This window comes from Phenylobacterium sp. (assembly GCF_037189685.1).
Lineage (GTDB): Bacteria > Pseudomonadota > Alphaproteobacteria > Caulobacterales > Caulobacteraceae > Phenylobacterium.
Genome location: NZ_JBBCIT010000014.1, coordinates 257,019 through 279,155 on the forward strand (window position 1 = coordinate 257,019; position 22,137 = coordinate 279,155).

Genomic DNA, 22,137 nt, shown 5'->3' on the forward strand with positions numbered 1-22,137 from the left:
CCATGCTGCATCATCGACGCCAGATCCTGGCCGGCGCCCTGACTTCGTTCCTTGTCCCGTCCGTCGCGATCCTGCCGACCGGTCCCGTCCTCGCGGCGGAACCGGGCGTGTCCGACACGCCGCTGCCGCGGCTGCTGAACAACCGGCGCGTGATCGTCGACACCGATCCCGGCAACGACGACGCGATCGGCCTGCTCATGGCCCTGGACGCGCCCAACCTCAGCGTCGAAGCGGTCACGGTCTGTCCCGGCAACATCCGCTACGACCAGCAGCTCAGGAATGCGCTCTATGTCGTGGAATTCTCGGGGAAAGGCGGGCGAATCCCCGTTCATGCCGGGCTGGGGCGCCCACTGCTGGACCGGCCCTATCCCACGGCCACCTTCATCCACGGCCCCGACGGCCTGGGTCGCTTCCGCACCCCCGAACCCCGGGGAAGGGTCGACCCGGAACCCGCCGCCGATGCGATCCGCCGGATCGTCCGCCGCCATCCCGGCGAGGTCGTGATCCTGGCCCTGGGCGCGCTCACGAACGTGGCCCAGGCGCTGCTGGCCGATCCGGGCCTGGCCCCGCTGATCAAGGGCGTGCAGTTCGTGGGCAACGCCGGCAACGCCGTGCCCGGCTTCAACGCCCTGGCCGATCCCGAGGCGGTGGACGTGGTGCTGCGATCCGGCGTGATCCTGACGATGGGGCTGGGCGGACCTGGGGCGACCATCCTCACCCGGGGCGACTTCGACCGGATCGCCGCGCTGGATACGCCGCGCAGCCGCTTCTTCATCGAGACCAACGAACTGCGGCTGACGTTCGAGACCACGGCCCGGAATGCGCCCGGTTCCGTCAACGGCGATCCCATGGCCGTCGCGTTGATCATCGACCCGTCGATCGGCGAGGCGTACCGGGCCGTCCACGCCAAGGTGGAGCTGAACGGCCAGTTCACCCGCGGCGCCATCCTGTATGGCGACAATCGCTACAACATGGCGCCGACACCCCCGCCCAACGCGAACATCTGCGTGCAGGCCTCGAACGCGGGGTTCAAGCGCGTGCTGTTCGCCATGCTGGCCCGCGCGTAGCCCACTGGCCCCTGACGGCGTGCGCGGCCCGAGGTCGAACGCCGCGAACAGCGTTGCCCCGCCGCCCCGAAGCGTCCCACAACCGGCGATGTCAACGGGCGAAGGAGGCAGGCATGACGGGCGCTTCGGGCGAGGGGGCCGGGACGCCCGGCGGTGTCGACTTCGACTATCTGGAGGGGTTCGCGGCCGGCGACATGGTGGTGGTCACCGAGGTGCTGAACCTGTTCCAGGGCCAGGCCGCGGGCTGGCTGGCGGAACTGGATGCGCCGCCATCGACATTGCCGGCCGGCCGCTGGCGGGACCTCGCCCATACCATCAAGGGGGCGTCACGCGGCATCGGCGCCGGCGCGCTGGCCGACGTGGCCGACCGGGCCGAGCGGGGGGACCCGGCGATGGCGGGGGAACTGCGCGCGGCCCTGGTCGCCGCCCGCGCGGACATCGAAGGCTATCTGTCCCGGATCGGCGGGGGCTGAGGCGTCAGCACGTCGGCGGCATAGGTCTCGACCAGCAGGCTGAAGGGCCGACCGTCGGGCGTCTGGAGCACCGCCCGATGCTGAAGGACGTCGCGCGGCGGGACGGCGGGCGCGTCGAAGGCCAGGTCGCTTCGGACCTCCCACCCCGCCGGCAGGGGCTGGAACAGCAGCCGGGCCGACAGCGTCCGACGCTGGAACGCCAGCGGGGCCACGACCACGCCGAAGGGCGTCTCGGTGGCTTCCAGCGCGGTGTTCATCTGCGGCGTGAGGCGGCCGGGCAGGTACCAGTTGTCGGCGCGCGACAGGACCGTCTCGCCGCAGATGAGCTCCACCCGGCGCAGGCGGATCGGTTCATTGGCGGCGGCGCCGAGCTGGCGGCGGGCGGCGGCCGCGGCGGCGGGATCGTCGGGCGCGGCAACGCGGCGGGCGCGGACGGGGGGCGCTTCGGCCATGCGCCGGTCGCAGAGGCCCTGGAGCACCGCCGTGGCGCTGTCGCGGCTCAGCAGCTCGGCGTTCAGCGACTGGAGCTGCGCCAGCAGGCGCAGGCGCTGGACATAGTGGGCGTCGGGGCGCTCGGCGACCGCGCCGGCCGCGGGCGACACCGTGGCGATGAACGCCGCCAAAACGCCTCCTGCCAACATGCTTCTCGCCGGAACGGGCTGCATTCTCGACGGACCGGGCCTAGATTCCGGCGCCGTTGTCGATGGCCTGCATGGCCTCCTCGTGGGCGCGGGCCTCGGCCTCGATCCAGCTGATGAAGGCCTTGACCTGAGGCAGCCGGCCCTTGGCCTTCGGATGGACGAGATAGTAGGCGAAGTCCACCGCCGTGGCGATCGGCAGGGGGGCGACGAGCCGGCCCGCCTCGAGGTCGGCCTGGGCCAGGGTGCGCTTGGCCAGCGCGACGCCGCGGCCGTTGGCGGCGGCCTCGATCACCAGCGCCGACTGGTTGAAGCGCGGGCCGCGATGGCCGTCGATGCCGCGCAGGCCGCGGGCGGCGAGCCACATGGGCCAGTCCGGGCAACTGTCGTCGATGTCGGGGGAACCGTCATGGAGCAGGGTGTGATTCGCCAGGTCCTCGGGCGTCTCTATGGGCAGTTCGGCGAGCAGCGCGGGACTGATCACGGGGATGACCGCCTCGCTGACCAGGCGGCGCACCTCGAGGCCCGGATAGCGCCCGGCCCCGTAACGCAGCGCCAGGTCCACCTCGCCGGCGCTGAGGTCGACCAGCTCCATGCCGGCGTTGAGCCAGACGTCCACTTGGGGATGCGCCCGCTCGAAGGCGCCCAGGCGCGGCGCGAGCCACTTGGCGGCGAACGAGGGCGGGGCGGTGATGGTGAGCCGTCGCCCGTCGACCGCCGCGGTCAGCAGGCTGGCGGCCTCGGCCAGGCGGTCGAACGCCTCGCGCAGGGCGGGCAGGGCGGTCTGGGCCGCGTCGGTGAGCAGGAGGCCCTTGGGCGTCCGCTTGAACAAGGCGGCGCCGACATAGTCCTCCAGGTTCTGGATCTGCTGGCTGACGGCGCCCGGCGTCACCGAGAGCTCGTCGGCCGCACGGCTGAAGTTGAGGTGTCGCGCCGCGGCCTCGAAGGCGCGGAGCGCGTTCAGCGGCGGAAGCCGGCGACGCTGGACGTTGCGCTCCATCCTAGAATTCCTGAAGTCCCGGGCAGAAGTCCTTGGGTTGCGAATTGGGCGCTTCGGCCACTTATTGCAAGCGTCCGCTGGTGTATCGGCCCTTTTCACCGGCGGGCGTAGGCGGGGCGGGCGCAGGTCCGCCCCGTCCTGATTTCAGGGTCCCGATTTCCGGGGCCGCGTATCGATAGAGAAGCTAAAGATGGCGACGCGCCATGATCGCGAGGGAAGAGGCGAGGGGCTGGTGCTCCTGGGCGCGCGCGGGCGCGCCGTGCGCCCCGGCCGGGTCTGGCTGGTGGGGGCGGGCCCCGGCGATCCCGAGCTTCTGACGATCAAGGCGCTGAAGGCGCTGCAGGCGGCCGAGGTGGTCGTCCACGACGGCCTGGTGTCGGACGAGATCCTGGAGCTGGCGCCCGCGGCGGCCCGGCGTATCTCGGTGGCCAAGCGCAAGTCGCGCCACTCGTACGGCCAGGACGAGATCAACCGGATGCTGGTCGCGTTCGCGCTGGACGGCCTGAACGTCGTGCGGCTGAAGGGCGGCGACCCCTTCATCTTCGGCCGTGGCGGCGAGGAGCTGGAAGCCTGCCGCGAGGCGGGTATCGAGTGCATCGTGGTGCCGGGCGTGACGGCCGCGCTGGCCGCGGGCGCGAACGCCGGCGCGCCGCTGACCCACCGGGGCTCGGCCCAGGCCGTGACCTTCGTGACCGGCCACGCCGCGAAAGGCGGCGAGCCCGACCTGGACTGGGAGAGCCTGGCGAAGGCCAACCAGACCGTCGTGATCTACATGGGCCTGTCGACGGCTGCGGCGATCTCGGCGCGGCTGACGGCGGCCGGCCGATCGGGGGCCACGCCCGCGCTGATCGTGGAGAACGCCAGCCGGGCGGACGAGCGGCGCGTGCTGACGACGCTGGCCGGGCTGCCCGAGGCGGCCGCCGCGCTCGACGGCCCGGCCCTGCTCATCGTCGGCGAAGCCATGGCGCTGGCGGTTCCTTACCTCCCCCGCGAAGCGGTGGAGGGGGCGAACGGCGGTCTCGGCGAGACGAACCGGATGAAGCTGGCGCAGGGGATGGGGCTTGCCCCCTCCACCACCCGCTTTTCAGCGGGCGGTCCCCCTCCCGCCGCTTCGCGGGGGAGGTAAGATGAAAGCCCTGACCGCCAATCGCCTGACGGACGGCGAAGTCGTGTTCTGGAAGGACGGCCGCTGGATCGAGCGGTTCGCCGACGCCCAGCTCTGGGCCTCGGACGACCCGGCCGCGCTGGAGGCCGAGGGCCGGGGCAAGGCCCAGCCCCTTGTCGTGGTCGACGCCTATCTGATCGACCTCGTCGAGGCCGAGGGCTTCTGGGCGCCGGTCAGCTATCGCGAGCGCATCCGGGCGCTGGGGCCGACCAACCACCTTCACCACGGCAAGCAGGCCGAGGGCGGCGCCGCCATCGAGGCGCTGCAGCACGCCAGCGGCGCGGCCCGCTCGACCGGACGCGTCAACCTGATCAAGCGCAAGTAGAGGGCGCGATGTACCAGTACGACACCCTCGACAAGGAGATGCTGGCCGACCGGTCCGCGGAGTTCCGCGGCCAGGTGGCGCGCCGGCTCTCGGGCGAGCTCTCCGAGGACCAGTTCAAGCCCCTGCGGCTGATGAACGGCCTCTACCTCCAGCTTCACGCCTACATGCTGCGGGTGGCCATCCCCTACGGCTCGCTGAACCCCGCCCAGCTCCGAAAGCTGGCTTGGATCGGCCGCACCTACGACAAGGGCTACGGCCACTTCACGACGCGGACGAACCTCCAGTTCCACTGGATCAAGCTGGCCGACACGCCCGACATCCTGGATCACCTGGCCAGCGTCGACATGCACGCGATCCAGACGTCGGGGAACTGCATCCGCAACACCACGACCGACCCCTATGCGGGCGCGACCGCCGAGGAGGTGGACGATCCGCGGGTGTGGGCCGAGGCGATCCGCCAGTGGTCGACCTTCCACCCCGAGTTCTCGTTCCTGCCGCGCAAGTTCAAGATCGCCATCACCGCGGCGCCCAAGGACCGGACGGCGGCCCGGGTGCATGACATCGGCCTGGTGCTGAAGCGCGCCCGCGACGGCGCGCTGGGCTTCGAGGTGATCGTCGGCGGCGGGATGGGGCGGACGCCCTATGTCGGGCCGACCATCAAGGAGTTCCTGCCGGTCAACCGGCTGCTCTCGTACCTGGAAGCGATCCTGCGCGTGTACAATCGCCACGGTCGCCGGGACAACATCTACAAGGCCCGGATCAAGATCCTGGTGGCGGCCCTCGGCAAGGACGAGTTCGCCCGGCAGGTCGAGGCCGAGTGGGCCAAGATCGACCAGGATGCGGGCGAGGGTGGGGCCGACCTGCCCGACACCGAGCTGGCCCGTATCCGTGGCGCGTTCGCGACGGCGACGTTCGAGACCCTGCCGGCCGTCTCCGAGGCCTTCGAGGCGGCCAAGGCGTCGACCCCCGCGTTCGCGCGGTTCGTCCGCAACAACGTCAAGCCGCACAAGAAGCCCGGCTACGGCATCGTCGAGATCAGCCTGAAGGGCATCGGCGACACCCCAGGCGACGCCACCTCCGAGCAGATGGAGGCCGTGGCCGACCTGGCGGAGCGCTACGGCCAGGACGACATCCGCGTCACCCACGAGCAGAACCTGGTCCTGCCGCACGTGAGGCTCGACGACATCCCGGCGGTCTGGGCCGCCCTGGCCGAGGCCGGGATCGCCACGGCGAACATCAACCTGGTGAGCGACATCATCGCCTGCCCGGGGCTGGACTACTGCGCCCTGGCCAACGCCCGCGCGATCCCGATCGCCCAGCACATCGCCGAGAAGTTCCGCGACCAGGATCGGGCCGAGAAGGTGGGCGAGCTGAAGATCAAGATCAGCGGCTGCATCAACGCCTGCGGCCACCACCATGTGGGCCACATCGGCATTCTGGGCGTCGATAAGAAGGGCGAGGAGTTCTACCAGCTCACCTTGGGCGGTTCGGGCGCCGAGGACGCCTCGCTGGGCTCGATCCTGGGGCCGGCGCTGCCCTATGACCGCGTCGCCGGCGCGGTGGACACCCTGGTCGATGTCTACCTGCGGGAGCGCCGGGACGGGGAGCGGTTCCTCGACACCTTCCGCCGCACCGGCGTGGCCCCGTTCAAGGAGGCCGTCTATGCCGACGCTCATTGAGCTGAAGGACGGCGTCTGCAGGCCCGCCGAGGATCCCTTCACGCATGTGGCCGACGACGAGGACCTGCCGCCCGGCGACGTGATCGTGTCGTTGACGCGCTTCCAGCAGGAGGGCGACCGCCTGCTGTCCGAGGGGCGGCTTGTGGGGGTGCGCCTGAAGTCGGACGAGGAGGTCGAGGCCCTGGCCTACGACCTGCCGCGGCTCTCGCTCGTGGCGCTCGACTTCCCCAAGTACCGCGACGGGCGCGCCTATACGAACGCCCGTCTGGTCCGGGAGCGCTATGGATTCAAGGCCGAGGTCCGCGCCGTGGGCGATGTCCTGCGGGAGCAGGCGGGCTTCATGGCGCGTGTCGGTTTCGACGCCTTCGAGCCGGCCGACGACGCCAGCGCCAACGAGTGGCAGGCGGCCATCCGCCGCTACCGGCACGTCTATCAGCGCGCGGCCGACGGCCGGGCGCCGGCGTTCGTGGAGCGGGAGGGATGAGCGTGGCCTATGATGATCCCGTCGGGGCGGATGTGGCGCTGGCCCTGCGGCTCGACGCCGAGCTGCGCCGCGCCCACCCGCGCACCGTGCTGGAAGCCGCGGTGGAGAGCTTCGGCGACAGCCTGGCCCTGGTGTCGTCGTTCGGCGCCGAATCGGCCGTGCTGCTGCACGTCGCCGCCCAGGTGAAGCGCGACATCCCGATCCTGTTCCTCGACACCGGCATGCTGTTCGGCCAGACGCTGGACTACCGCAAGACCCTGGCGGAACGCCTGGGACTGACCGGGGTGCGCGACCTGCGACCCGCCTACAACGACCTGGCGACCGACGATCCCCAGGCCAAGCTCTGGCAGACCGACACCGACGCCTGCTGCCACATCCGCAAGGTGCTGCCGCTGGACCGCGCGCTGGGCGAATTCGAGGCGTGGATCACGGGCCGCAAGCGCTTCCACGGCGGCGACCGGCTGAACCTGCCCGTGGTCGAGCACGCCGAGGGCAAGGTGAAGTTCAATCCCCTGGCCAACTGGGGCAAGTCGGACCTCGACGCCTACGCCGCCGAGCACGACCTGCCGGCTCATCCCCTGGTGGCCCAGGGCTTTCCCTCGATCGGCTGCTGGCCCTGCACCCATCCGGTGGAGGCGGGCGAGGACGTTCGCGCCGGCCGCTGGAAGGGTCTGGACAAGACCGAGTGCGGCATCCATGTGGCTCGTGCGCCCGGCGTGCCGGACAACGTCGGCGGCGATATTTAGGACGGATTTCGGGATGAACGATGTGACCGTGGCCGCCTCTGCTCCGGCGGGTGGCCTGAAAGCTTCAGGCGCCTTCTATGTCGAGACGGTGACCTGGGTTCAGCATTGGACCTCGAGTCTGTTCTCGTTCCGCACCACCCGCGATCCGGGCCTGCGCTTCTCGAGCGGCCAGTTCGTGATGGTCGGCCTCCAGAAGGAGGACGGCAAGCCGCTGGTGCGCGCCTATTCCATCGCCTCGCCGTCGTGGCACGAGGAACTGGAGTTCTATTCCATCAAGGTGCCGGACGGCCCGCTGACCTCGCGCCTGCAGAACATCAAGGTGGGCGACCAGGTTCTGATCGGCCGCAAGCCCACGGGCACGCTGGTGCTGGACGGCCTGAAGCCCGGCAAGCGGCTGTACATGCTGGGCACGGGCACCGGCTTGGCCCCCTGGCTGTCGCTGGCTCGGGAGCCCGAGGTCTACGAGCGCTTCGAGACGGTGGTGGTGACGCACACCGTGCGCGAGGTGCAGGACCTGAACTATGCCGACCTGTTCGCCGAACTGCCGAAGGACGAGATCCTGGGCGAACTGATCGGCGGCAAGCTCCGCTATTATCCGACCGTCACCCGCGAGGCGTTCCGGACGCAGGGCCGGATCACCAACCTGATCGCTTCGGGCCAGATGTTCCGCGACCTCGGCCTGCCGCCCTTCGATCCGGCCGAGGATCGGGTCATGATGTGCGGCGGTCCCTCGGTGCTGGCCGACCTGAAGCAGCAGCTCCTGGACATGGGTTACGTCGAAGGGTCGATCGCGTCGCCTGGCGACTTCGTGCTGGAAAAGGCGTTCGTCGAGACCTAGAGCGCTATTCGCTCCGATTGAATCGGAGCGGCGCTCTAGATTCTTGATTTGTCGCGCTTTCTAGCGGCGAACCGGTGTCCACTTCGCCGGAAAGCGCTCTAGGCGCCCCAGCCGCGGACGAACTCCGCCCGTGCGGCGACGCTTCCCGTCGGGACGACGACAGGCGCGTAGCCGGTCTCGGCCAGCATGGCGAGGATGCGCCCGAAGGTGGCCTCGGCCTCCGCCCAGTCCTGCCGGCGCTCGGCGTCGGTCTCGTAGATCTCGCGCCAGGGCGGCAGGACGAACACCGTCTCGTTGTAACGTCGCGTCCGCACGGCCTCGCGCAGGGCGGGCGATGGCGGCGTCCCGTTCGCGCCCCACATGTCGATGATCCCGCGGTCGAAGAAGACCCGACGCGTCTCGCCCGACAGCCGGTCGAAGTCGGCGATGTCGCGGGCCGTGGTGAGGTCGCAGAAGCGACGGTTGTCGCGCCAGGGCATGCCCTCGCCCTCGTCGGCCATCTCGTCGGCGATCACCGCCCGGGCGTTCTCGGCCACGGTGAGTTCCCCGCGGCGCGCCAGCTCGGCGAGCAGCGCCGTCTTGCCGACGCCGGGGCCGCCGGTGAGGATGAAGAAGTTCGGCTTGTACATCGATCTCTCCCTCCCTTCATCGGGAGGGTGGCTGGACCCCGGCGAAGGCCGGGGGACAGATGGGTGGGGGAAACGGGGATCGTCCCCGACGTCCGCACTTCGGCCCACGCTTCCCCACCCTGACCGCCTCGCGGTCTGTCCCTCTCCACAAAGAGGGAGCGATCAGGCCGGTGGGCAGCCCTTGAACTCGCCGACCTTCACCGCCGTGAGGGTGGAGAGGTTCAGCTTCTGCACGGGCTTCATCGAGGCGGCGCCGTGGCCGGTGTAGAGATCCACCCGCTGGCCCTTGATCGCCCCGCCCACATCCGAGGCGTACCAGTAGCCGTCGTGGGCGTCGCCGTTCGGCATTCTGAGACCGACCGTCTCCTTGATGAAGACGACCGTGCGGCGGGGGATGATGGTCTTGTCGACCGCCAGGGTGCGCATGGGAACCACCTTGCAGCCCAGGCTGTCGAGCACGCCCACGCCCTTGGCGCCGGCATGATAGAGGGTGGCCTTCACGTTGAAGACCCCGGTTCCGGGAAGGGCGCCCGAGATCACGGAGGAGATCAGATCTCCCACCGGGTCCTTCTGCGCGGCTTGCGCTTGTGTGGCGGTCCCGATGGCGAAAAACAATGCCAGGGCGGCGAGGCGGCGTCGCAAGACGGCGTCTCCTACGTCGTTGAACTGGTGGGCGGACTCCTAGCGGCTCGGCTTCCAGGGGGCAACCCCGGAGGGCCATACGCCGCAGGGTTGTGAGAATCCCTAACGGCGATGGTTAGCGGGAATGGCTTGCGCAACATAGGAAATATCCGAAAGTCCGGCATCCGCCGTGGGGGATCAGGCAATGAAAATCTATGGGGATAGCAAGTCCGGAAACTGCCTGAAGGTAAAATGGACGGCCGATTTCCTGGGCCGTACGTACGATTGGATCGAGGTCGACATCACGCGGGGAGAGTCGCGGACGCCGGCCTTCCTGGCGATGAATCCGGCCGGCCAGGTCCCGGCCGTGAGCCTGGACGACGGGCGGCCGCTGGCGCAGTCCAACGCCATCATCCTACATCTGGCCGAGGGCTCGCCGCTCATCCCGGCCGACGCCTGCGCCCGGATGCTGGAGTGGCTGTTCTGGGAGCAGTACAGCCACGAGCCCTATGTGGCCGTCGCCCGCTTCCAGGTGGTCTACCAGGGCAAGTCGCCCACCGAACTGGACGCGCGGCTGGTGGAGCGCGCCGCCGCCGCGCTTCAGCGGCTGGAGACGGGCCTGGCGGGCGGCGATTTCCTGGTGGGCGACGCCGTGACGCTGGCCGACGTGGCGCTGGTGGCCTACACGCGCCTCGCCCCCGAGGGCGGCTTCGACCTCGATCTCTATCCCAGGGTGAAGGCCTGGGTGGCGCGGGTCGAGACGGCGCTCGGGATCGCCTGAGGCCCGCTTGCCTTCCGGCCGGTGGCACGCGAGAGGGAAGGGATGAAGCGTCTCCTTCTCGCTGCGGCCGCGTGCGCCGCCGTCGCCACGTCCGGTCCCGCCCATGCGTGGGGCGGCGCCGGCCACCGGATGCAGGGACAGGCCGCCATGCGGGGCCTGCCGGACGAGGTTCCGGCCTTCCTGCGCACGCGACAGGCGGCCCTGGACGTGGGCGAGCTGGTCCGGGAGCCCGACCGGTCCAAGGGCGCGGGCAAACTCCACGACCACGACCGCGACGCGGCCCACTTCATCGACATCGACGACGAGGGCAAGCTGTTGGGCGGGCCGGCCTGGCTGCCGCTGGCGGCGACGCGCGCCGACTACGAGACCGTCCTGAGGTCGGCCGGCCTCGACCAGTGGAAGGCGGGTTATCTGCCGTATTCGATCCTGGACCGCTATCAGCAACTCGTGGCCGACCTGGCCTACTGGCGGGTCCTGGACGCCGCCGAGCGCAATCCGGAATGGAAGGCCAACCGCAAGTGGTTCCGGCAGGACCGGGTCCGGCGAGAAGCGCTCATCCTGAAGGGGATCGGCGAACTGGGCCATTTCGTGGGCGACGGCAGCCAGCCGCTGCATCTGTCGGTCCACTACAACGGCTGGGGGGACTATCCCAACCCGGCCGGCTACTCGACCGCCCGCCTGCACGGGCCGTTCGAGGGCGATCTGGTGCGGGGCCGCGTGCCGCCGGCCGAGGTGGAGGCCCGCATGGCGCCGTTCCGGAGCTGCGCCTGCCCGATCGAGCAGCGGGTGGTCGACTACCTGACGGTGGGCTGGAAGCAGGTGATCCCCTTCTACGAGCTGGAGAAGGCTGGGGGATTGAAGGCCGGCGACCCGCGGGGACCCGAATTCGCCGCCGTGCGGCTGGCCGCGGGCGCCTCGGAGCTGCGCGACCTGATCGTCGAGGCCTGGCGCGACAGCATGAAGAGCAAGGTCGGCTGGAAGCCCGTGGCGGTCGAGGACGTGCTGGCGGGCAAGGTCGATCCGCACCCGTCGCTCTACGCGGTGGACTGATGCCGGTCCCGCAGTTCGGCGAAGCGGGGCTGGAAGGCCCGTATCCCGACCGGCCGGCCGCCTTCGCCGTGATCGCGCACGAGGGGCTGATCGCGGTGGTGGAGGTCGACCGCCGGGACCGCGGGCTGGTCATCGACCTGCCGGGCGGCGGGATCGATCCGGGCGAGACCGCCGTCCAGGCGGCCGCGCGCGAGTGCGGGGAGGAGGCGGGGCTGGTGGTGGCCCTGGCGGCCCGGCCCTTCGCGCGGGCGGACCATTTCTACCTCCACAACGATGGCAGGGTGCGCAACACACGCGGGCAGTTCTTTGCCGCGACGATGGAGCGCGAGGACCCTGCGCTGAAGATCGAGCCTGACCACCATCTGCGCTGGATCGCCCCCGACGAGGCCGTCCGGCGGCTGGACCGGGATTCGCACGCCTGGGCGGTGGCCGCATGGCTTCGATTGCGCGAGCGCGAGGGAACCGCTAGCAGCGCGCCATGACGGCCAGAATCATCGAAGGCGCGCCCGTCGCGGAGCGCATCCGCGCGGAGGTGACCGCCGAGGTTGCGCGTCTCCGCGCCGAACACGGATTGCAGCCCGGCCTGGCCGTGGTGCTGGTGGGTGAAGACCCGGCCAGCCAGGCCTATGTGAAATCCAAGGGCGAGCAGTCGCTGGCCGCCGGAATGCACTCGGTCACACATCGGCTGCCCGCCGATACGCGGCAGGACGAACTGCTCAAGCTGGTGGCGGACCTGAACGCCGACCCGCTGATCCACGGCATCCTCGTGCAGTTGCCGTTGCCGAAGCACCTGGACGAGAAGGCCGTCATCTCGGCCATCGATCCCGACAAGGACGTGGACGGCCTGCATGTGATCAACGCGGGCCGCCTGGCGTCGGGTTTGCCGGCGCTGACGGCCTGTACGCCCGTGGGCTGCATGGTGCTGATCCGCGAGACGCTGGGCGATGTGGCCGGCAAGCATGCGGTCGTGGTCGGTCGCTCCCTGCTGGTGGGCAAGCCGATCGCACAGCTCCTGCTGGCCGCGGACTGCACCGTCACGATCGCGCATTCGCGGACGGTCGACCTGCCGGCGGTATGCCGCACCGCCGACATCCTGGTGGCCGCCGTCGGCCGGCCGCGAATGATCCGGGGCGATTGGATCAAGCCGGGCGCCTGCGTCATCGACGTGGGCATCAACCGGGTGCCCTTCGACAACCCCGAGCAGGCCGCCCTGGGCAAGACCAAGATCGTCGGCGACGTGAACTACAAGGAAGGCCTCGCCGTCGCAGGATCGATCACGCCGGTTCCCAAGGGCGTCGGCCCGATGACGGTGGCCTGTCTGCTTCAGAACACGGTGACGGCGGCGAAGCGGATCGCGGGCCTGGCGTAGTCCCGCGGCTCAGGCGGCGGGACCGGGGGTTTGCGCCGGCTTCGCCGTCTCGTTGGTCCAGGTGACGATCTGGCCGAGCATGTCGGCGACCGCGCGGTCGTAGGCCGGGACGATGGCCGTCACCCGGTTGCCCGACGCTTCGGCCCGGCTCTCGAACAGGCGCTCGCTGATGGCTTGCCGTTCGCCCTTGCCGACCAGGGCGGCGCGGACGCGCACGACGACGGTGGGCGCCGCCTTCGGGCCGCGGTCGTAGCGAGTCTCGAAGTTCCGGACATCGAGGCGCAGGATGTAGTCGGCGGCCGCCGTCTCCCCGCGGGCGACCAGCCGGGTCGGGCCGGGATCGGCGTCGAAGGCCGCCACCACCGCGGCGTCCCACAGGGCGACGGCCGGCGCGACCCAGCGGGTCTCGGCCACATAGGCGGCCTTGCCCCCGGTGATGGTGAGGATGCGGTCGCCCCCCGCTTCGCGCGGGAAGGCGCCGTTCGTCCGGAACACGCCCACGGCGCCCGTCGGAGTCTCCAGGGCCGTCTCTGAGAGCGGCTGGCCGAACCGATAGAGGTTCACCGGCTTGCTCTTGGGCACGAGCGAGATGCAGGCCGAGACCGAAAGCGCCGCCGTCACGACGACCGCGAGGGGCAGGATGCGGAACAGGCGGGTCATTGGGGCACCTTCACCTCGTTGGCGGTGGGCTTGGTCAGGGCGCCCGTGGGGCTGGACTGGATATCGTTGACCAGGCGTTCCAGGGCTTCGGCCGTGCTCTGAAGCTGGATCACCGCCTGGGTCACCTGGGGCAGGCCCTGGGTGGCGAAATCGGCGGTCGGGCCGTCGAGGCGCGACAGCATGGCGCGCGCGTCGGCGGCCACCGCGCGGCCTTCCTGTGCGGCGTCGGCCAGGTTCCGGATCGCGCGCCGGCCGTCGCCATCGACGACGTCGCGGGTCGTCTTCGACAGCGCGGCGATCTCGGCGGTCGCTTCCTCCATGCGCTTCAGGGCGGACTGGGCGTCGGCGATGATGGCGCGGCGTTCGCGGAGTTCGGCGGTCACCGCCTGGGTGTCGGAGATCGCGGCCGACAGCGTCTTTATGTTCTGGTCCGACAGGACGCGGTTGACCCGGTCCAGCGCCTCGATGGTGCGGGTCAGCACGGTGCCGCCGCCCTCCAGGAGGTCGGACAGGGTGCTGCGCTGGCTGCGGATCACAGGGACGCACGGCCTCACGCCCTCGCGCTCGCACCACGCCCGCGCCGTGTCCTCCAGAAGCGGCTGGGAACTCGTGCCCGAGGTGATTTGCACATAGTTCAGGCCGGTGATCCCCTGCGGCTCCAGCGTGGCGAACGAGTCGGCCCGCACGGGCACGTCGTCGGTCACCCGGACCCGTGCGATCACGTTGCTCGGGTTGGTCTTGTCCAGGGCGATGGTGATGACCTCGCCCACCTTGATGCCGTTGAAGTGGACTTCGCCGCCCTGGTTCAGCCCGCGGACGGGCCCCTTGAACACGATGTCGTACAGCTGGAAGTCGCGCGCGAAGCTGAGCCGCGCCAGCCAGACGATAAAGATCGCGACGGCGAAGATCAGGATGAGGGTCGAGAGCCCCACCAGGGTGTAGTTGGCGTTCTTTTCCATCAGGCCCTCTCGTTCCGGGCGCTCCGGGCGGCGCGTCCCCGCGGGCCCAGGAAGTATTCGCGGATCCACGGGTGGTCGGACGACTCCAGTTCGCGCACCGGGGCGGTCGCCACGACCTTGCGGTCGGCCAGCACCGCCACGCGGTCGGTGATCGCGTAGAGCGAGTCCAGGTCGTGGGTGATCATGAAGACGGTGAGGCCCAGGCTGTTCGACAAGTCCCGCGTGAGTTCGTCGAAGGCCGCCGCGCCGATGGGGTCGAGGCCCGAGGTCGGCTCGTCCAGGAACAGGAGTTCGGGATCGAGGGCCAGGGCCCGGGCCAGGCCCGCGCGCTTCTTCATCCCGCCCGACAGCTCGGCCGGCTTCAGCGACCCGGCCTCGGGGCGCAGGCCCACCATCGCGATCTTCAGGTCGGCCAGTTCGTCGGCCTCCCGGCGCGACAGATGGCTGTGCTCGAACATGGGGGCCGTAACGTTCTCGCGCACCGTGAGGTTCGAGAAGAGGGCTCCCCCCTGGAACAGCACGCCCCATGACTTCTCCAGCGCGCTCCAACGCCGGCGCGAGGCCCTCTGAAGCTCCTGGCCGAACACGGTGACGGTTCCCGCATTGGGGCTGCGGAGCCCGATGATCGTGTTCAGGAGCACCGACTTTCCCGTGCCCGATCCGCCGACGACGCCCAGGATCTCGCCGCGTCGTACGGTGAGATCCAGGTCTTCATGCACGACGTGGTCGCCGAACTGCGTCCGCAGGCCGCGGACCTCGATGGCGGGGCCGTCCCGGTCGAGGATATCGGTGGCGGGCCTGGTGGGGGCGTCGGTCATACGTCGAGCTGCATGTAGAGCAGCGCGAAGGCCGCATCGAGCATGATGATGGCGAAGATCGCGTGGACGACCGCGCCCGTCACGCGCCGGCCCAGGGACTGCACGTCGCCGCCGACCAGAAGGCCCTGGCGGCAGCCGATGCCGGCCACGACGCCGGCCATCACGGGCGCCTTCGACAGGGCGATGTAGAAGTGCGTGGGTCCGACATTGTCGACGATCCGCTGCAGGAAGAAGGTGGGGCCGAGGTCGAGGGTCGTCCAGCTCACCATCAGGCCGCCGGCGAGACCGGCCAGCGTCGCCACGAACGTCAGCAGGGGAATGGTGACCAGCAGGGCCATGAACCTGGGAAGGACCAGGGCGTCGAAGGGATCGACGCCCATCACCTGCATGGCGTCGACCTCCTGCTGCATCTTCATGGAGCCCAGCTCGGCGGCGAACGCCGAAGCCGAGCGGCCGGCGAGCAGGACGGCGGTGATGACGATGTTGAACTCGCGCAGCACCGCCACGCCGATCAGTTCGACCACGAAGACCTCGGCGCCGAACTGGCGCAGCATGTTCACGCCCAGCAGGGCCACCACCGCGCCGATGAAGAAGGTGGTCAGGGCCACGATGGGGATCGCGTCGAGGCCGGCGCGCTCCATCTGGGTGAAGATCGGAGCCCACCGGATGCGCCGCGGATCGGTGAAGAGGCGTCGGACCATCCGGCCGAGCGCCACCGTGAGGTGGCCGAAGAAGGCCATGGTGTCGAGGAACTCGGCCAGGAGGTCGGTCGTCCCCTTGCCGATCCGGATCACCATGCCGTGGAAACCCCGCGGCTCGCGGCGGATCACGGGTTTGACGTGGGTGGCGGTCTCCACCAGCTCGAGCAGCCGCAGCGTCTCCCGGCGGCCGGTCGCCGCCTGGAGGCTGAAGGCGTCGCCCAGCGCGCGGAGGATGGCGAAGGCGCCCGCGGTGTCCATCCGCCCCACGCCGGTGAGGTCCAGGGCCACGTCCGGGCGACCCCTCACGGCGTCGGCGAGACGCCGACCGGATCCGCCGAGTTGGTCGGTGGTCCAGTCGCCTGTGAGTTCGGCGGTCAGCCGGTCGGCGGCGTCCTGCAACTGGAAGTCGGCGGGCGTCTCCATGTGGCCGTTTGTCACGGTCTCCGGCCAAGCTGTCCAGCCCGCCGCGCCGCGTTTCTGCTCCTCTGCATCTCCGGGACGCCTGCGAGGCGCACACGCCCCCACGCCTGCAAGGCCCAACGCCTGCAAGGCGAAGGCTGTTCCGTAAATCCCTCGTATCCGTGGGCGGAGCACCTTACGGCCACGCTCAGTCAAGTTTTGGTCCAAGTCCGCCGGGTAAGCATCCCGGGACCAGGCCCGAACCGACTCGCTTGCGTTGGAGTGGAGAGAGCGACGTGACCCAGCAGATCGATTTCGCCGGCGCCTCGGGCGCCCGCTACCGCTATTCCGCGCTGGACGAGGATCGGTTCCTGCCGCCGGCGGGGGCCAACTATGTGATCGCCGAACTCACGGAGGAGGGGCCGACCGTGGTGTATGCGGGCGAGACCGACAACCTGGCCAGCCAGAGTTGGCGGGGCGACCTGGAAAAGGCGCGACGGAAGTACGCCAACGCCACCCTGCTCACCCGGCTCAACGTCACGCGGGCTGTCCGGGAGGCCGAACGGCTGGACCTGATCGAGCACTATCATCCCCCGTTGAACGGCTAGACGCCGCGGCTCATCGTGATCGGGTGGATGCGCCGCCCCTCATCGTGATCTTCGGCGCGGCCGTGCGGCCCGACGGGACCCCGTCGCCCGCGCTCTCACGCCGGATCCGCTACGGGGCGGAAGCCGCCGCCGCGTTCCCCGCTTCACGTCTCCTCTGTTCGGGCGGCGCGGGGCCTCGGGGACCCAGCGAGGCCGCGGTCATGGCGGACGAACTGGCGCGCCTGGGCGTGCCGTCGGCCCGGCTCCTGCTGGACGAGGCCAGCCTGGACACCCTGCAGAACGTCGCCGCCGCGGCCCGCGCCGCGCGCGCCGAAGGCGCGCCGTTCGTGATCGCCTGCAGTGACGCCTACCACCTTCCGCGGGTCCGCCTGCTGCTGGCGGCTCTCGGCGTGCGCAGCCGGGCAGGACCGCAGCCGGGGCCGCGCGGCGGTCTCGGCCACCGGTTCGCGATGGCGCTGCGCGAGGCGGTGGCGATACCCTACGATCTCGTCCTCGCCCTGACGCATCGTCGCCGACTGCTGTCATAGTGCTGACCAACTCGAAGGGAAGGCTCCTGTCATGGCATCGGACGCCGACGACAATCCGTTCGCCCGCAACAGCGCGTGGCCGAAGATGCCCCAGGCGCCGTTCCGCGTCGGCGCGTTGCCGCGCACGCCAGGGACGCCCGTGGACGAGGCGCAGGTTTCCGGCGGAGGCCCGGAGGAGTCGGAGCGCCCCCCTGGACCGGCGGCCGAGATCCAACGCCTGACGCCCGTGTTCGTCCGCCCCCTGGAGGGGGCGGAGCCGGCGACGGCCGCCTCGGCGACGCCCACCCGGATCCAGCCCGCGTTCGTTCGGCCGGCCGCCGTTCAGCCGGCGACAGTCCCATCGTCCCCGCCTCGGCCTGAGGCGATCCAGCCGGCGTTTGTTCGGCCGTCGTTCGCGGGACCGACGTCCCCGTCCCAGGCTCCTCCGCCTGAACCTCGGCGACGTGTCGCCGTGCCGCCGCCGCTGCGCGCGATCGAACCGGCCTCCGTCGCGCCCGCGCCTCCGCCCGGCGTCGCTCCTCCGGTGGAGGCCAGGCCCGACGCGGAGGCCGTCATGCCGGTGGCGCCGCGTCGCCGCGCGGAGCCTCGTCGCGGGCCGCGATCGGGGCTCGTCGCCGTAACGGCGGTTGCGGCGGGTATCGGCGGCCTCGCCGTCCTGGGCGCCGTGATCCTGGGCGGGCGGGCGGCTGCTCCGGACGCGTCTCCCGGCCCGACCGGGACCCTCGCCACCGCGCCGTCCATGACCGACTCGCCAGGACCTGACCCATCCGAGGCCGAGGCCTCCGGCGGCGCGGCGCCGGTCATCGTGCCGGTCGGGCAGGGCGCCTCGAGGGTCGTCCCGGCGCCGGCGCTCGCAGCCCGGCCTTCCATCCCGCCGCAGCCTCAGTCGCTGCCCGAGGCGCCTTCAAGGGTCGCTGCAGCGAAGGCGGTCGCGCCGCGCGTGGTCGAACGCCCTGCGCCACCGCCAGCGCCGGCGCCTCAGGCCGAGGCCGTCGGGGACGTCCCAGGCGTGGGCGTGAGGGTTCTGGATCTGCCATCGACGCCGGCGCCCGCGCAGGCCGATCCGCGGCCGACCTACACGCCGCCGGCGGCGCCGGCCCCCGATGCGCCCATGACCACGACCAAGCGTTACTGACCCCAGATGCAAAGGGGCGGCGCGGGTTCCCCCGCGCCGCCCCTCCGGGCCTCAAGACCCCAGGGCCGCGATCAGTACTTCATGCGCAGGGTCACGCCGTAGGTGCGCGGGGCGCCCAGGAAGGCGTCGTACACGCTGATCGAGTCGTTGTTCTCGTCGACCTGGAACGGGCCGTTGAAGCCCACCTGGACGTAGTCCTTGTCGAACAGGTTGTTCGACCAGAGCTCGACGGTCCAGCGGTCGTCGTCCGAGCCGATGCCCACGCGGCCGTTCACCAGCACCATCTCGTCCTGGATCTTGGACGGATGCAGGTCGGAGCCGGTGTTGTAGCGGGACGTGTACTTGCCCGAGAGGTTGGCCTTGAACTTCAGGCCGTTGCCCAGCTCGCGCTCGTAGCTGCCGGCCAGCGAGGCCGACCACAGGGGCGCGAACGACAGTTGGGCGCCGGGCAGGCGGCGCAGGCTGTTGAACCGGGTGGGGTTCAGCAGATCCGCGGCCGTGAACGGCTGGATCTCGGTCTCGGCGTAGGTGACGCCCCCCTGGAGCGTCAGGCCGTCGATCGGCGGCAGGTAGATGAAGTCGACGTCAACGCCCTTGGACACCACCTCGGGCAGGGTCTCGACCACGAAGGCCGTGCCCACGAAGGTGTTGAGCTGGAAGTCGGTGAACTTCTGGTAGAAGGCCGCGACGTTCAGCATCAGGGTGCGGTCGAACCAGCTGGTCTTGGCGCCCAGCTCGTAGCTGTCCACGAACTCACCGCGGAACGAGGTGTCCGGGTCGGCCGTGAAGTTGGGGCCGGCGGCGGTCACGACGATCCGCTGCTCCCGGTCGAGGTTGAAGCCGCCCGCCTTGTAGCCGCGCGAGTACGACGCATAGGTCATCAGGTCGCGGTTCCAGCGGTACGCCAGCTTGGCCGTGCCCGAGAACTCCTCCTCGACGCGCTTCTGACGGTACGTGCCCAGTTCGTCGAAGTCGTTGTTCTGGGCGTTCAGGCAGAGGCCGCCCACGATCGTCGTCGCCGTCGCCTGGCCGACCAGACCCGCGAGCGAACCGAACGCCGCCTCGGCCTGGTCGCAGGACGAGCCGGTGGTCGTATAGCGGCTGAACAGCTTCTTCTCGTCGCGGGTGAACCGCAGGCCCACCGTCAGTTCGAGCTGGTCGGTGATGGCGAAGCTGTTGTTCGTGAACAGGGCGATGGTGTCGCTCGACTGGGTGTAGCGATCGTCCGAGCCGTTGCCGGCCTGGAAGATCGTCCCCGGCGTGAGCCCGATGAGGGCCGGGACGCCGCTCAGCACGCGGCCGGCGAAGTAGGCGTAGTAGTCCGCGCCGTAGTTCAGGACCGAACGGCTCTTCAGGTCCTCGTTGGCGTAGAAGGCCCCGACCAGCCAGTTGAAGCGGCCGTCATAGGCGTCGCCCGCGAGCCGGATTTCCTGGCTGAGCTGGCCGAACTCGACGAAGTTGTCCCCGCCCGCGGGACGATACACGAGGTCCGCGGCCGTGAAGTCCGAGTCCTGGCCCGTCTCGGTGCGCCAGTTGCGGATGGCGGTGATCGAGGTGAGCTTGAGGCCGGAACCCAGGTCCCAGTTGATCTCGGCCGAGACGCCCTTGTCCTCGACGTCCTGATCGGTCGGACGGTTGGCGTAGCCCCGGCGGTCGAACGTCGCGGCCGTCGTGTCCAGCGAGCCGGGGCGGACGGCGTTGACGAAGCTGGCGCGGCTGTTGGCGGCCTGGCCCACGAAGAGCTGGGTGCCGACGCAGCAGCTTTCGTTGCGCTTGGTGAAGTCGGCGATGATGCGGATGTCCACCTGGTCGATGGGGGTCAGCAGGAGCTGGCCGCGGACCGTCCAGAAGTCCTGGTCGTTGTCGCGGCGCTCGGTGCGCGGGCCGGGGCCCGTGACGATCTTCTGGTAGCCGTCGCGCTGGCGCGTGCCGACGAACAGGTGGCCGGCCGCGTCTTCCGAGAGCGGACCGGAGACAGACCCTGTCAGGCCCCACTGGTCGTAGTTGCCGTAGGTGGCTTCGCCCTCGGCCTGGAAGTCGCGGGTCGGGCCGGCGGTGATGACGTTGATGACGCCCGCCGAGGTGTTCTTGCCGAACAGGGTGCCCTGCGGACCCTTCAGCACCTCGATGCGGCTCACCTGGCCCAGGTCGCCGAACGACACGCCGTTGCGCGGGCGGTAGACGCCGTCGATCACCACGCCGACCGAGGATTCCAGGCCGGGGTTGTCGCCGACGGTGCCGACGCCGCGCACGCGCGCGGTCACGACGCTCTCGTTCGAGGTCGAGGTCACGGTCAGGCCGGGGGTGAGGACCGTCAGGTCGCGGATGTCGCGGACGCCGGCGTCCTTGAGGAGTTCACCGCTCACGGTCGTCACCACGATCGGGACGTCCTGAAGGCTCTGCTCGCGCTTCTGGGCGGTGACGACGATTTCCTCGATCTCGCGGCCCGATTCCTCCTGGGCCCCGGTCTGGGCTTGGGCGGTGGTCGCAAAGGCGCCCGCCAGCACGGCGGCGACCGCCGACGTGCGGAACAGCATTCCGTTTCTCATTTCAGTTCGTTCTCCCCGGAGCGGCCCTGCTTGTGAGGGGAGGTGCGGGCCTGCCCGGTGAGGGGCGGCTAGGCGAAGCCAGGCGTTATGGGCAAAGGGATTGCGGACGCGCGCGCCCATTCGGCGCCGGGCCTGTGGCGCCGGAGTCACGAAAGCGTCGCAAAATCCGTCCTGATGTGACGCGTCGGTATATTGGAGGTCGCCGAACGAAGTTTCCGACGCGTGAGTCAGTTTCCCGGGGGTGTGACGTGGAACGGCTGTACGACGGCGGCGAACGCCGGCAGCGCCTCGCAGGCCTGGGCATGGGCCGACAGCCGGGGCCAGCCGGTCGGGGAGTAGGCTTCGGGCAGCGCCTCGCGCACGAACCGCAAGACGCAGCCGACGGCGATGTCCGCATGGCCGATCCGCTCACCGAACCACCAGGGGCCGGGCCGGGCCGAGCGTTCGGCCTCCAGGACCGAGAGGACGCCGCCGATCTGGTCGTGGCACCGCGTCTCCCAGGAGGGCGTCCCCCGCGCGTGGATCACACGCTCGTAGACGAGGCTCACGGCCTTGTCGGCCAGGCCGGTGGCGAGGGCGCAGAGCCTGAGGGCGTGGCGGCGGTCGGGGCCGCCTGGCGGGATCAGCGCGCGGTCCCGCCCCGCCCGTTCATCCAGGTGGTCGAGGATGGCGGCGCTCTCGATCAACGCCTCGCCGTCGTCGGTGACCAGGGTCGGGACCCGCCGCAGCGGGTTGAATTCGGCGATCCGCTCGGCGTCCCCGAACACAGACCACGGCCGATGCTCGTACTCGAAACCGTAGAGCCGCATCGCGACGGCGACGCGCCGGACGAAGGGGCTGTCATACTGGCCGATCAGGATCATGCTGGCGCTCCCTCGCTGCCGGACCCAGCTTAGGCGCGGGCGAGGGCGGCCGA

25 protein-coding genes are annotated in these 22,137 nt (G+C 70.4%); 15 read left to right on the forward strand and 10 right to left on the reverse strand.

Annotation, left to right across the window (positions count from 1 at the left end):
• The first annotated feature begins 2 nt into the window (after positions 1–2).
• Together WG212_RS11255 and WG212_RS11260 are read left to right on the forward strand one after the other, a co-directional pair.
• The gene (locus WG212_RS11255; RefSeq protein ID WP_337187185.1) at positions 3–1,067 is read left to right on the forward strand and encodes a nucleoside hydrolase; all 1,065 of its coding nucleotides are present in this window, start codon (positions 3–5) and stop codon (positions 1,065–1,067) included.
• 113 nt (positions 1,068–1,180) lie between these two features.
• The gene (locus WG212_RS11260) at positions 1,181–1,540 is read left to right on the forward strand and encodes an Hpt domain-containing protein (protein ID WP_337187186.1); all 360 of its coding nucleotides are present in this window, start codon (positions 1,181–1,183) and stop codon (positions 1,538–1,540) included.
• On the opposite strand, the gene WG212_RS11265 is transcribed toward WG212_RS11260, so the two are convergent.
• Both WG212_RS11265 and gcvA read right to left on the reverse strand, forming a co-directional pair.
• Positions 1,513–2,163: a hypothetical protein gene (locus WG212_RS11265; protein WP_337187187.1), complete on the reverse strand. Its 651-nt coding sequence runs from the start codon at positions 2,161–2,163 to the stop codon at positions 1,513–1,515. The genes WG212_RS11260 and WG212_RS11265 overlap by 28 nt on opposite strands.
• Positions 2,164–2,221: 58 nt before the next feature.
• Entirely contained in the window at positions 2,222–3,178 is a 957-nt protein-coding gene (gene gcvA / locus WG212_RS11270; protein ID WP_337187188.1) for a transcriptional regulator GcvA, read from the reverse strand.
• Positions 3,179–3,368: 190 nt separating this feature from the next.
• Here gcvA and cobA point away from each other — a divergent pair, with 190 nt between their 5' ends.
• From cobA to WG212_RS11300, 6 genes are read left to right on the forward strand one after another with little or no spacing between them, the layout of a single operon-like run.
• A complete protein-coding gene (cobA, locus tag WG212_RS11275) occupies positions 3,369–4,304 on the forward strand; it encodes a uroporphyrinogen-III C-methyltransferase (RefSeq protein ID WP_337187189.1) in 936 nt (311 codons plus the stop codon).
• Between the two features lies 1 nt (position 4,305).
• The gene (locus tag WG212_RS11280) at positions 4,306–4,668 is read left to right on the forward strand and encodes a DUF2849 domain-containing protein (protein WP_337187190.1); all 363 of its coding nucleotides are present in this window, start codon (positions 4,306–4,308) and stop codon (positions 4,666–4,668) included.
• A gap of 8 nt (positions 4,669–4,676) precedes the next feature.
• Positions 4,677–6,347: a nitrite/sulfite reductase gene (locus WG212_RS11285; protein ID WP_337187191.1), complete on the forward strand. Its 1,671-nt coding sequence runs from the start codon at positions 4,677–4,679 to the stop codon at positions 6,345–6,347.
• A complete protein-coding gene (locus tag WG212_RS11290) occupies positions 6,331–6,831 on the forward strand; it encodes a DUF934 domain-containing protein (RefSeq protein WP_337187192.1) in 501 nt (166 codons plus the stop codon). Before WG212_RS11285 ends, WG212_RS11290 begins: the two co-directional genes overlap by 17 nt.
• Complete coding sequence (locus tag WG212_RS11295) at positions 6,828–7,577, forward strand: phosphoadenylyl-sulfate reductase (RefSeq protein ID WP_337187193.1); 750 nt, start codon at positions 6,828–6,830, stop codon at positions 7,575–7,577. Before WG212_RS11290 ends, WG212_RS11295 begins: the two co-directional genes overlap by 4 nt.
• Positions 7,578–7,590: 13 nt before the next feature.
• On the forward strand, positions 7,591–8,415 hold the full coding sequence (locus WG212_RS11300; RefSeq protein WP_337187194.1) for a ferredoxin--NADP reductase: 825 nt from the start codon (positions 7,591–7,593) through the stop codon (positions 8,413–8,415).
• Between the two features lie 98 nt (positions 8,416–8,513).
• On the opposite strand, the gene WG212_RS11305 is transcribed toward WG212_RS11300, so the two are convergent.
• Complete coding sequence (locus tag WG212_RS11305; protein ID WP_337187195.1) at positions 8,514–9,044, reverse strand: AAA family ATPase; 531 nt, start codon at positions 9,042–9,044, stop codon at positions 8,514–8,516.
• A gap of 162 nt (positions 9,045–9,206) precedes the next feature.
• Positions 9,207–9,665, reverse strand: a complete 459-nt coding sequence (locus tag WG212_RS11310) for a 3D domain-containing protein (protein ID WP_337187238.1) — start codon at positions 9,663–9,665, stop codon at positions 9,207–9,209.
• Positions 9,666–9,870: 205 nt separating this feature from the next.
• On the opposite strand from WG212_RS11310, the gene WG212_RS11315 reads away from it, so the two are divergent.
• Genes WG212_RS11315 through folD form a run of 4 tightly spaced genes read left to right on the forward strand, consistent with a single transcriptional unit; the run spans position 9,871 to position 12,865 of the window.
• A complete protein-coding gene (locus WG212_RS11315) occupies positions 9,871–10,446 on the forward strand; it encodes a glutathione S-transferase family protein (protein WP_337187196.1) in 576 nt (191 codons plus the stop codon).
• A 42-nt stretch (positions 10,447–10,488) separates the two neighbouring features.
• Positions 10,489–11,496: a S1/P1 Nuclease gene (locus tag WG212_RS11320; RefSeq protein WP_337187197.1), complete on the forward strand. Its 1,008-nt coding sequence runs from the start codon at positions 10,489–10,491 to the stop codon at positions 11,494–11,496.
• Positions 11,496–11,978 carry an NUDIX domain-containing protein gene (locus WG212_RS11325; RefSeq protein ID WP_337187198.1) on the forward strand — a complete coding sequence of 161 codons (483 nt, stop codon included), beginning with the start codon at positions 11,496–11,498 and terminating at the stop codon, positions 11,976–11,978. Before WG212_RS11320 ends, WG212_RS11325 begins: the two co-directional genes overlap by 1 nt.
• On the forward strand, positions 11,975–12,865 hold the full coding sequence (gene folD / locus WG212_RS11330; protein WP_337187199.1) for a bifunctional methylenetetrahydrofolate dehydrogenase/methenyltetrahydrofolate cyclohydrolase FolD: 891 nt from the start codon (positions 11,975–11,977) through the stop codon (positions 12,863–12,865). Before WG212_RS11325 ends, folD begins: the two co-directional genes overlap by 4 nt.
• Before the next feature lie 9 nt (positions 12,866–12,874).
• Here the strand turns inward: folD and WG212_RS11335 are convergent, their stop codons facing one another.
• From WG212_RS11335 to WG212_RS11350, 4 genes are read right to left on the reverse strand one after another with little or no spacing between them, the layout of a single operon-like run.
• Positions 12,875–13,525 (reverse strand): ABC-type transport auxiliary lipoprotein family protein, encoded by a 651-nt coding sequence (locus WG212_RS11335; RefSeq protein WP_337187200.1) that lies wholly within the window; start codon positions 13,523–13,525, stop codon positions 12,875–12,877.
• On the reverse strand, positions 13,522–14,484 hold the full coding sequence (locus tag WG212_RS11340) for an MlaD family protein (RefSeq protein WP_337187201.1): 963 nt from the start codon (positions 14,482–14,484) through the stop codon (positions 13,522–13,524). Before WG212_RS11340 ends, WG212_RS11335 begins: the two co-directional genes overlap by 4 nt.
• Positions 14,484–15,302 carry an ABC transporter ATP-binding protein gene (locus tag WG212_RS11345; protein WP_337187202.1) on the reverse strand — a complete coding sequence of 273 codons (819 nt, stop codon included), beginning with the start codon at positions 15,300–15,302 and terminating at the stop codon, positions 14,484–14,486. The genes WG212_RS11340 and WG212_RS11345 overlap by 1 nt, the downstream gene beginning before the upstream one ends.
• Positions 15,299–16,426 carry an ABC transporter permease gene (locus tag WG212_RS11350; protein WP_337187239.1) on the reverse strand — a complete coding sequence of 376 codons (1,128 nt, stop codon included), beginning with the start codon at positions 16,424–16,426 and terminating at the stop codon, positions 15,299–15,301. The genes WG212_RS11345 and WG212_RS11350 overlap by 4 nt, the downstream gene beginning before the upstream one ends.
• A 272-nt stretch (positions 16,427–16,698) precedes the next feature.
• Between WG212_RS11350 and WG212_RS11355 the strand changes: the two genes are divergently transcribed.
• From WG212_RS11355 to WG212_RS11365, 3 genes are all read left to right on the forward strand, one after another.
• Positions 16,699–17,010 (forward strand): hypothetical protein, encoded by a 312-nt coding sequence (locus tag WG212_RS11355; protein ID WP_337187203.1) that lies wholly within the window; start codon positions 16,699–16,701, stop codon positions 17,008–17,010.
• Positions 17,011–17,033: 23 nt separating this feature from the next.
• Positions 17,034–17,537: a YdcF family protein gene (locus WG212_RS11360; protein WP_337187204.1), complete on the forward strand. Its 504-nt coding sequence runs from the start codon at positions 17,034–17,036 to the stop codon at positions 17,535–17,537.
• 553 nt (positions 17,538–18,090) lie between these two features.
• Positions 18,091–18,672, forward strand: a complete 582-nt coding sequence (locus WG212_RS11365; RefSeq protein ID WP_337187205.1) for a hypothetical protein — start codon at positions 18,091–18,093, stop codon at positions 18,670–18,672.
• Between the two features lie 71 nt (positions 18,673–18,743).
• On the opposite strand, the gene WG212_RS11370 is transcribed toward WG212_RS11365, so the two are convergent.
• Together WG212_RS11370 and WG212_RS11375 are read right to left on the reverse strand one after the other, a co-directional pair.
• Complete coding sequence (locus WG212_RS11370) at positions 18,744–21,209, reverse strand: TonB-dependent receptor (RefSeq protein WP_337187206.1); 2,466 nt, start codon at positions 21,207–21,209, stop codon at positions 18,744–18,746.
• Positions 21,210–21,448: 239 nt separating this feature from the next.
• Positions 21,449–22,084 (reverse strand): glutathione S-transferase family protein, encoded by a 636-nt coding sequence (locus WG212_RS11375; protein WP_337187207.1) that lies wholly within the window; start codon positions 22,082–22,084, stop codon positions 21,449–21,451.
• Positions 22,085–22,137: the final 53 nt, after the last annotated feature.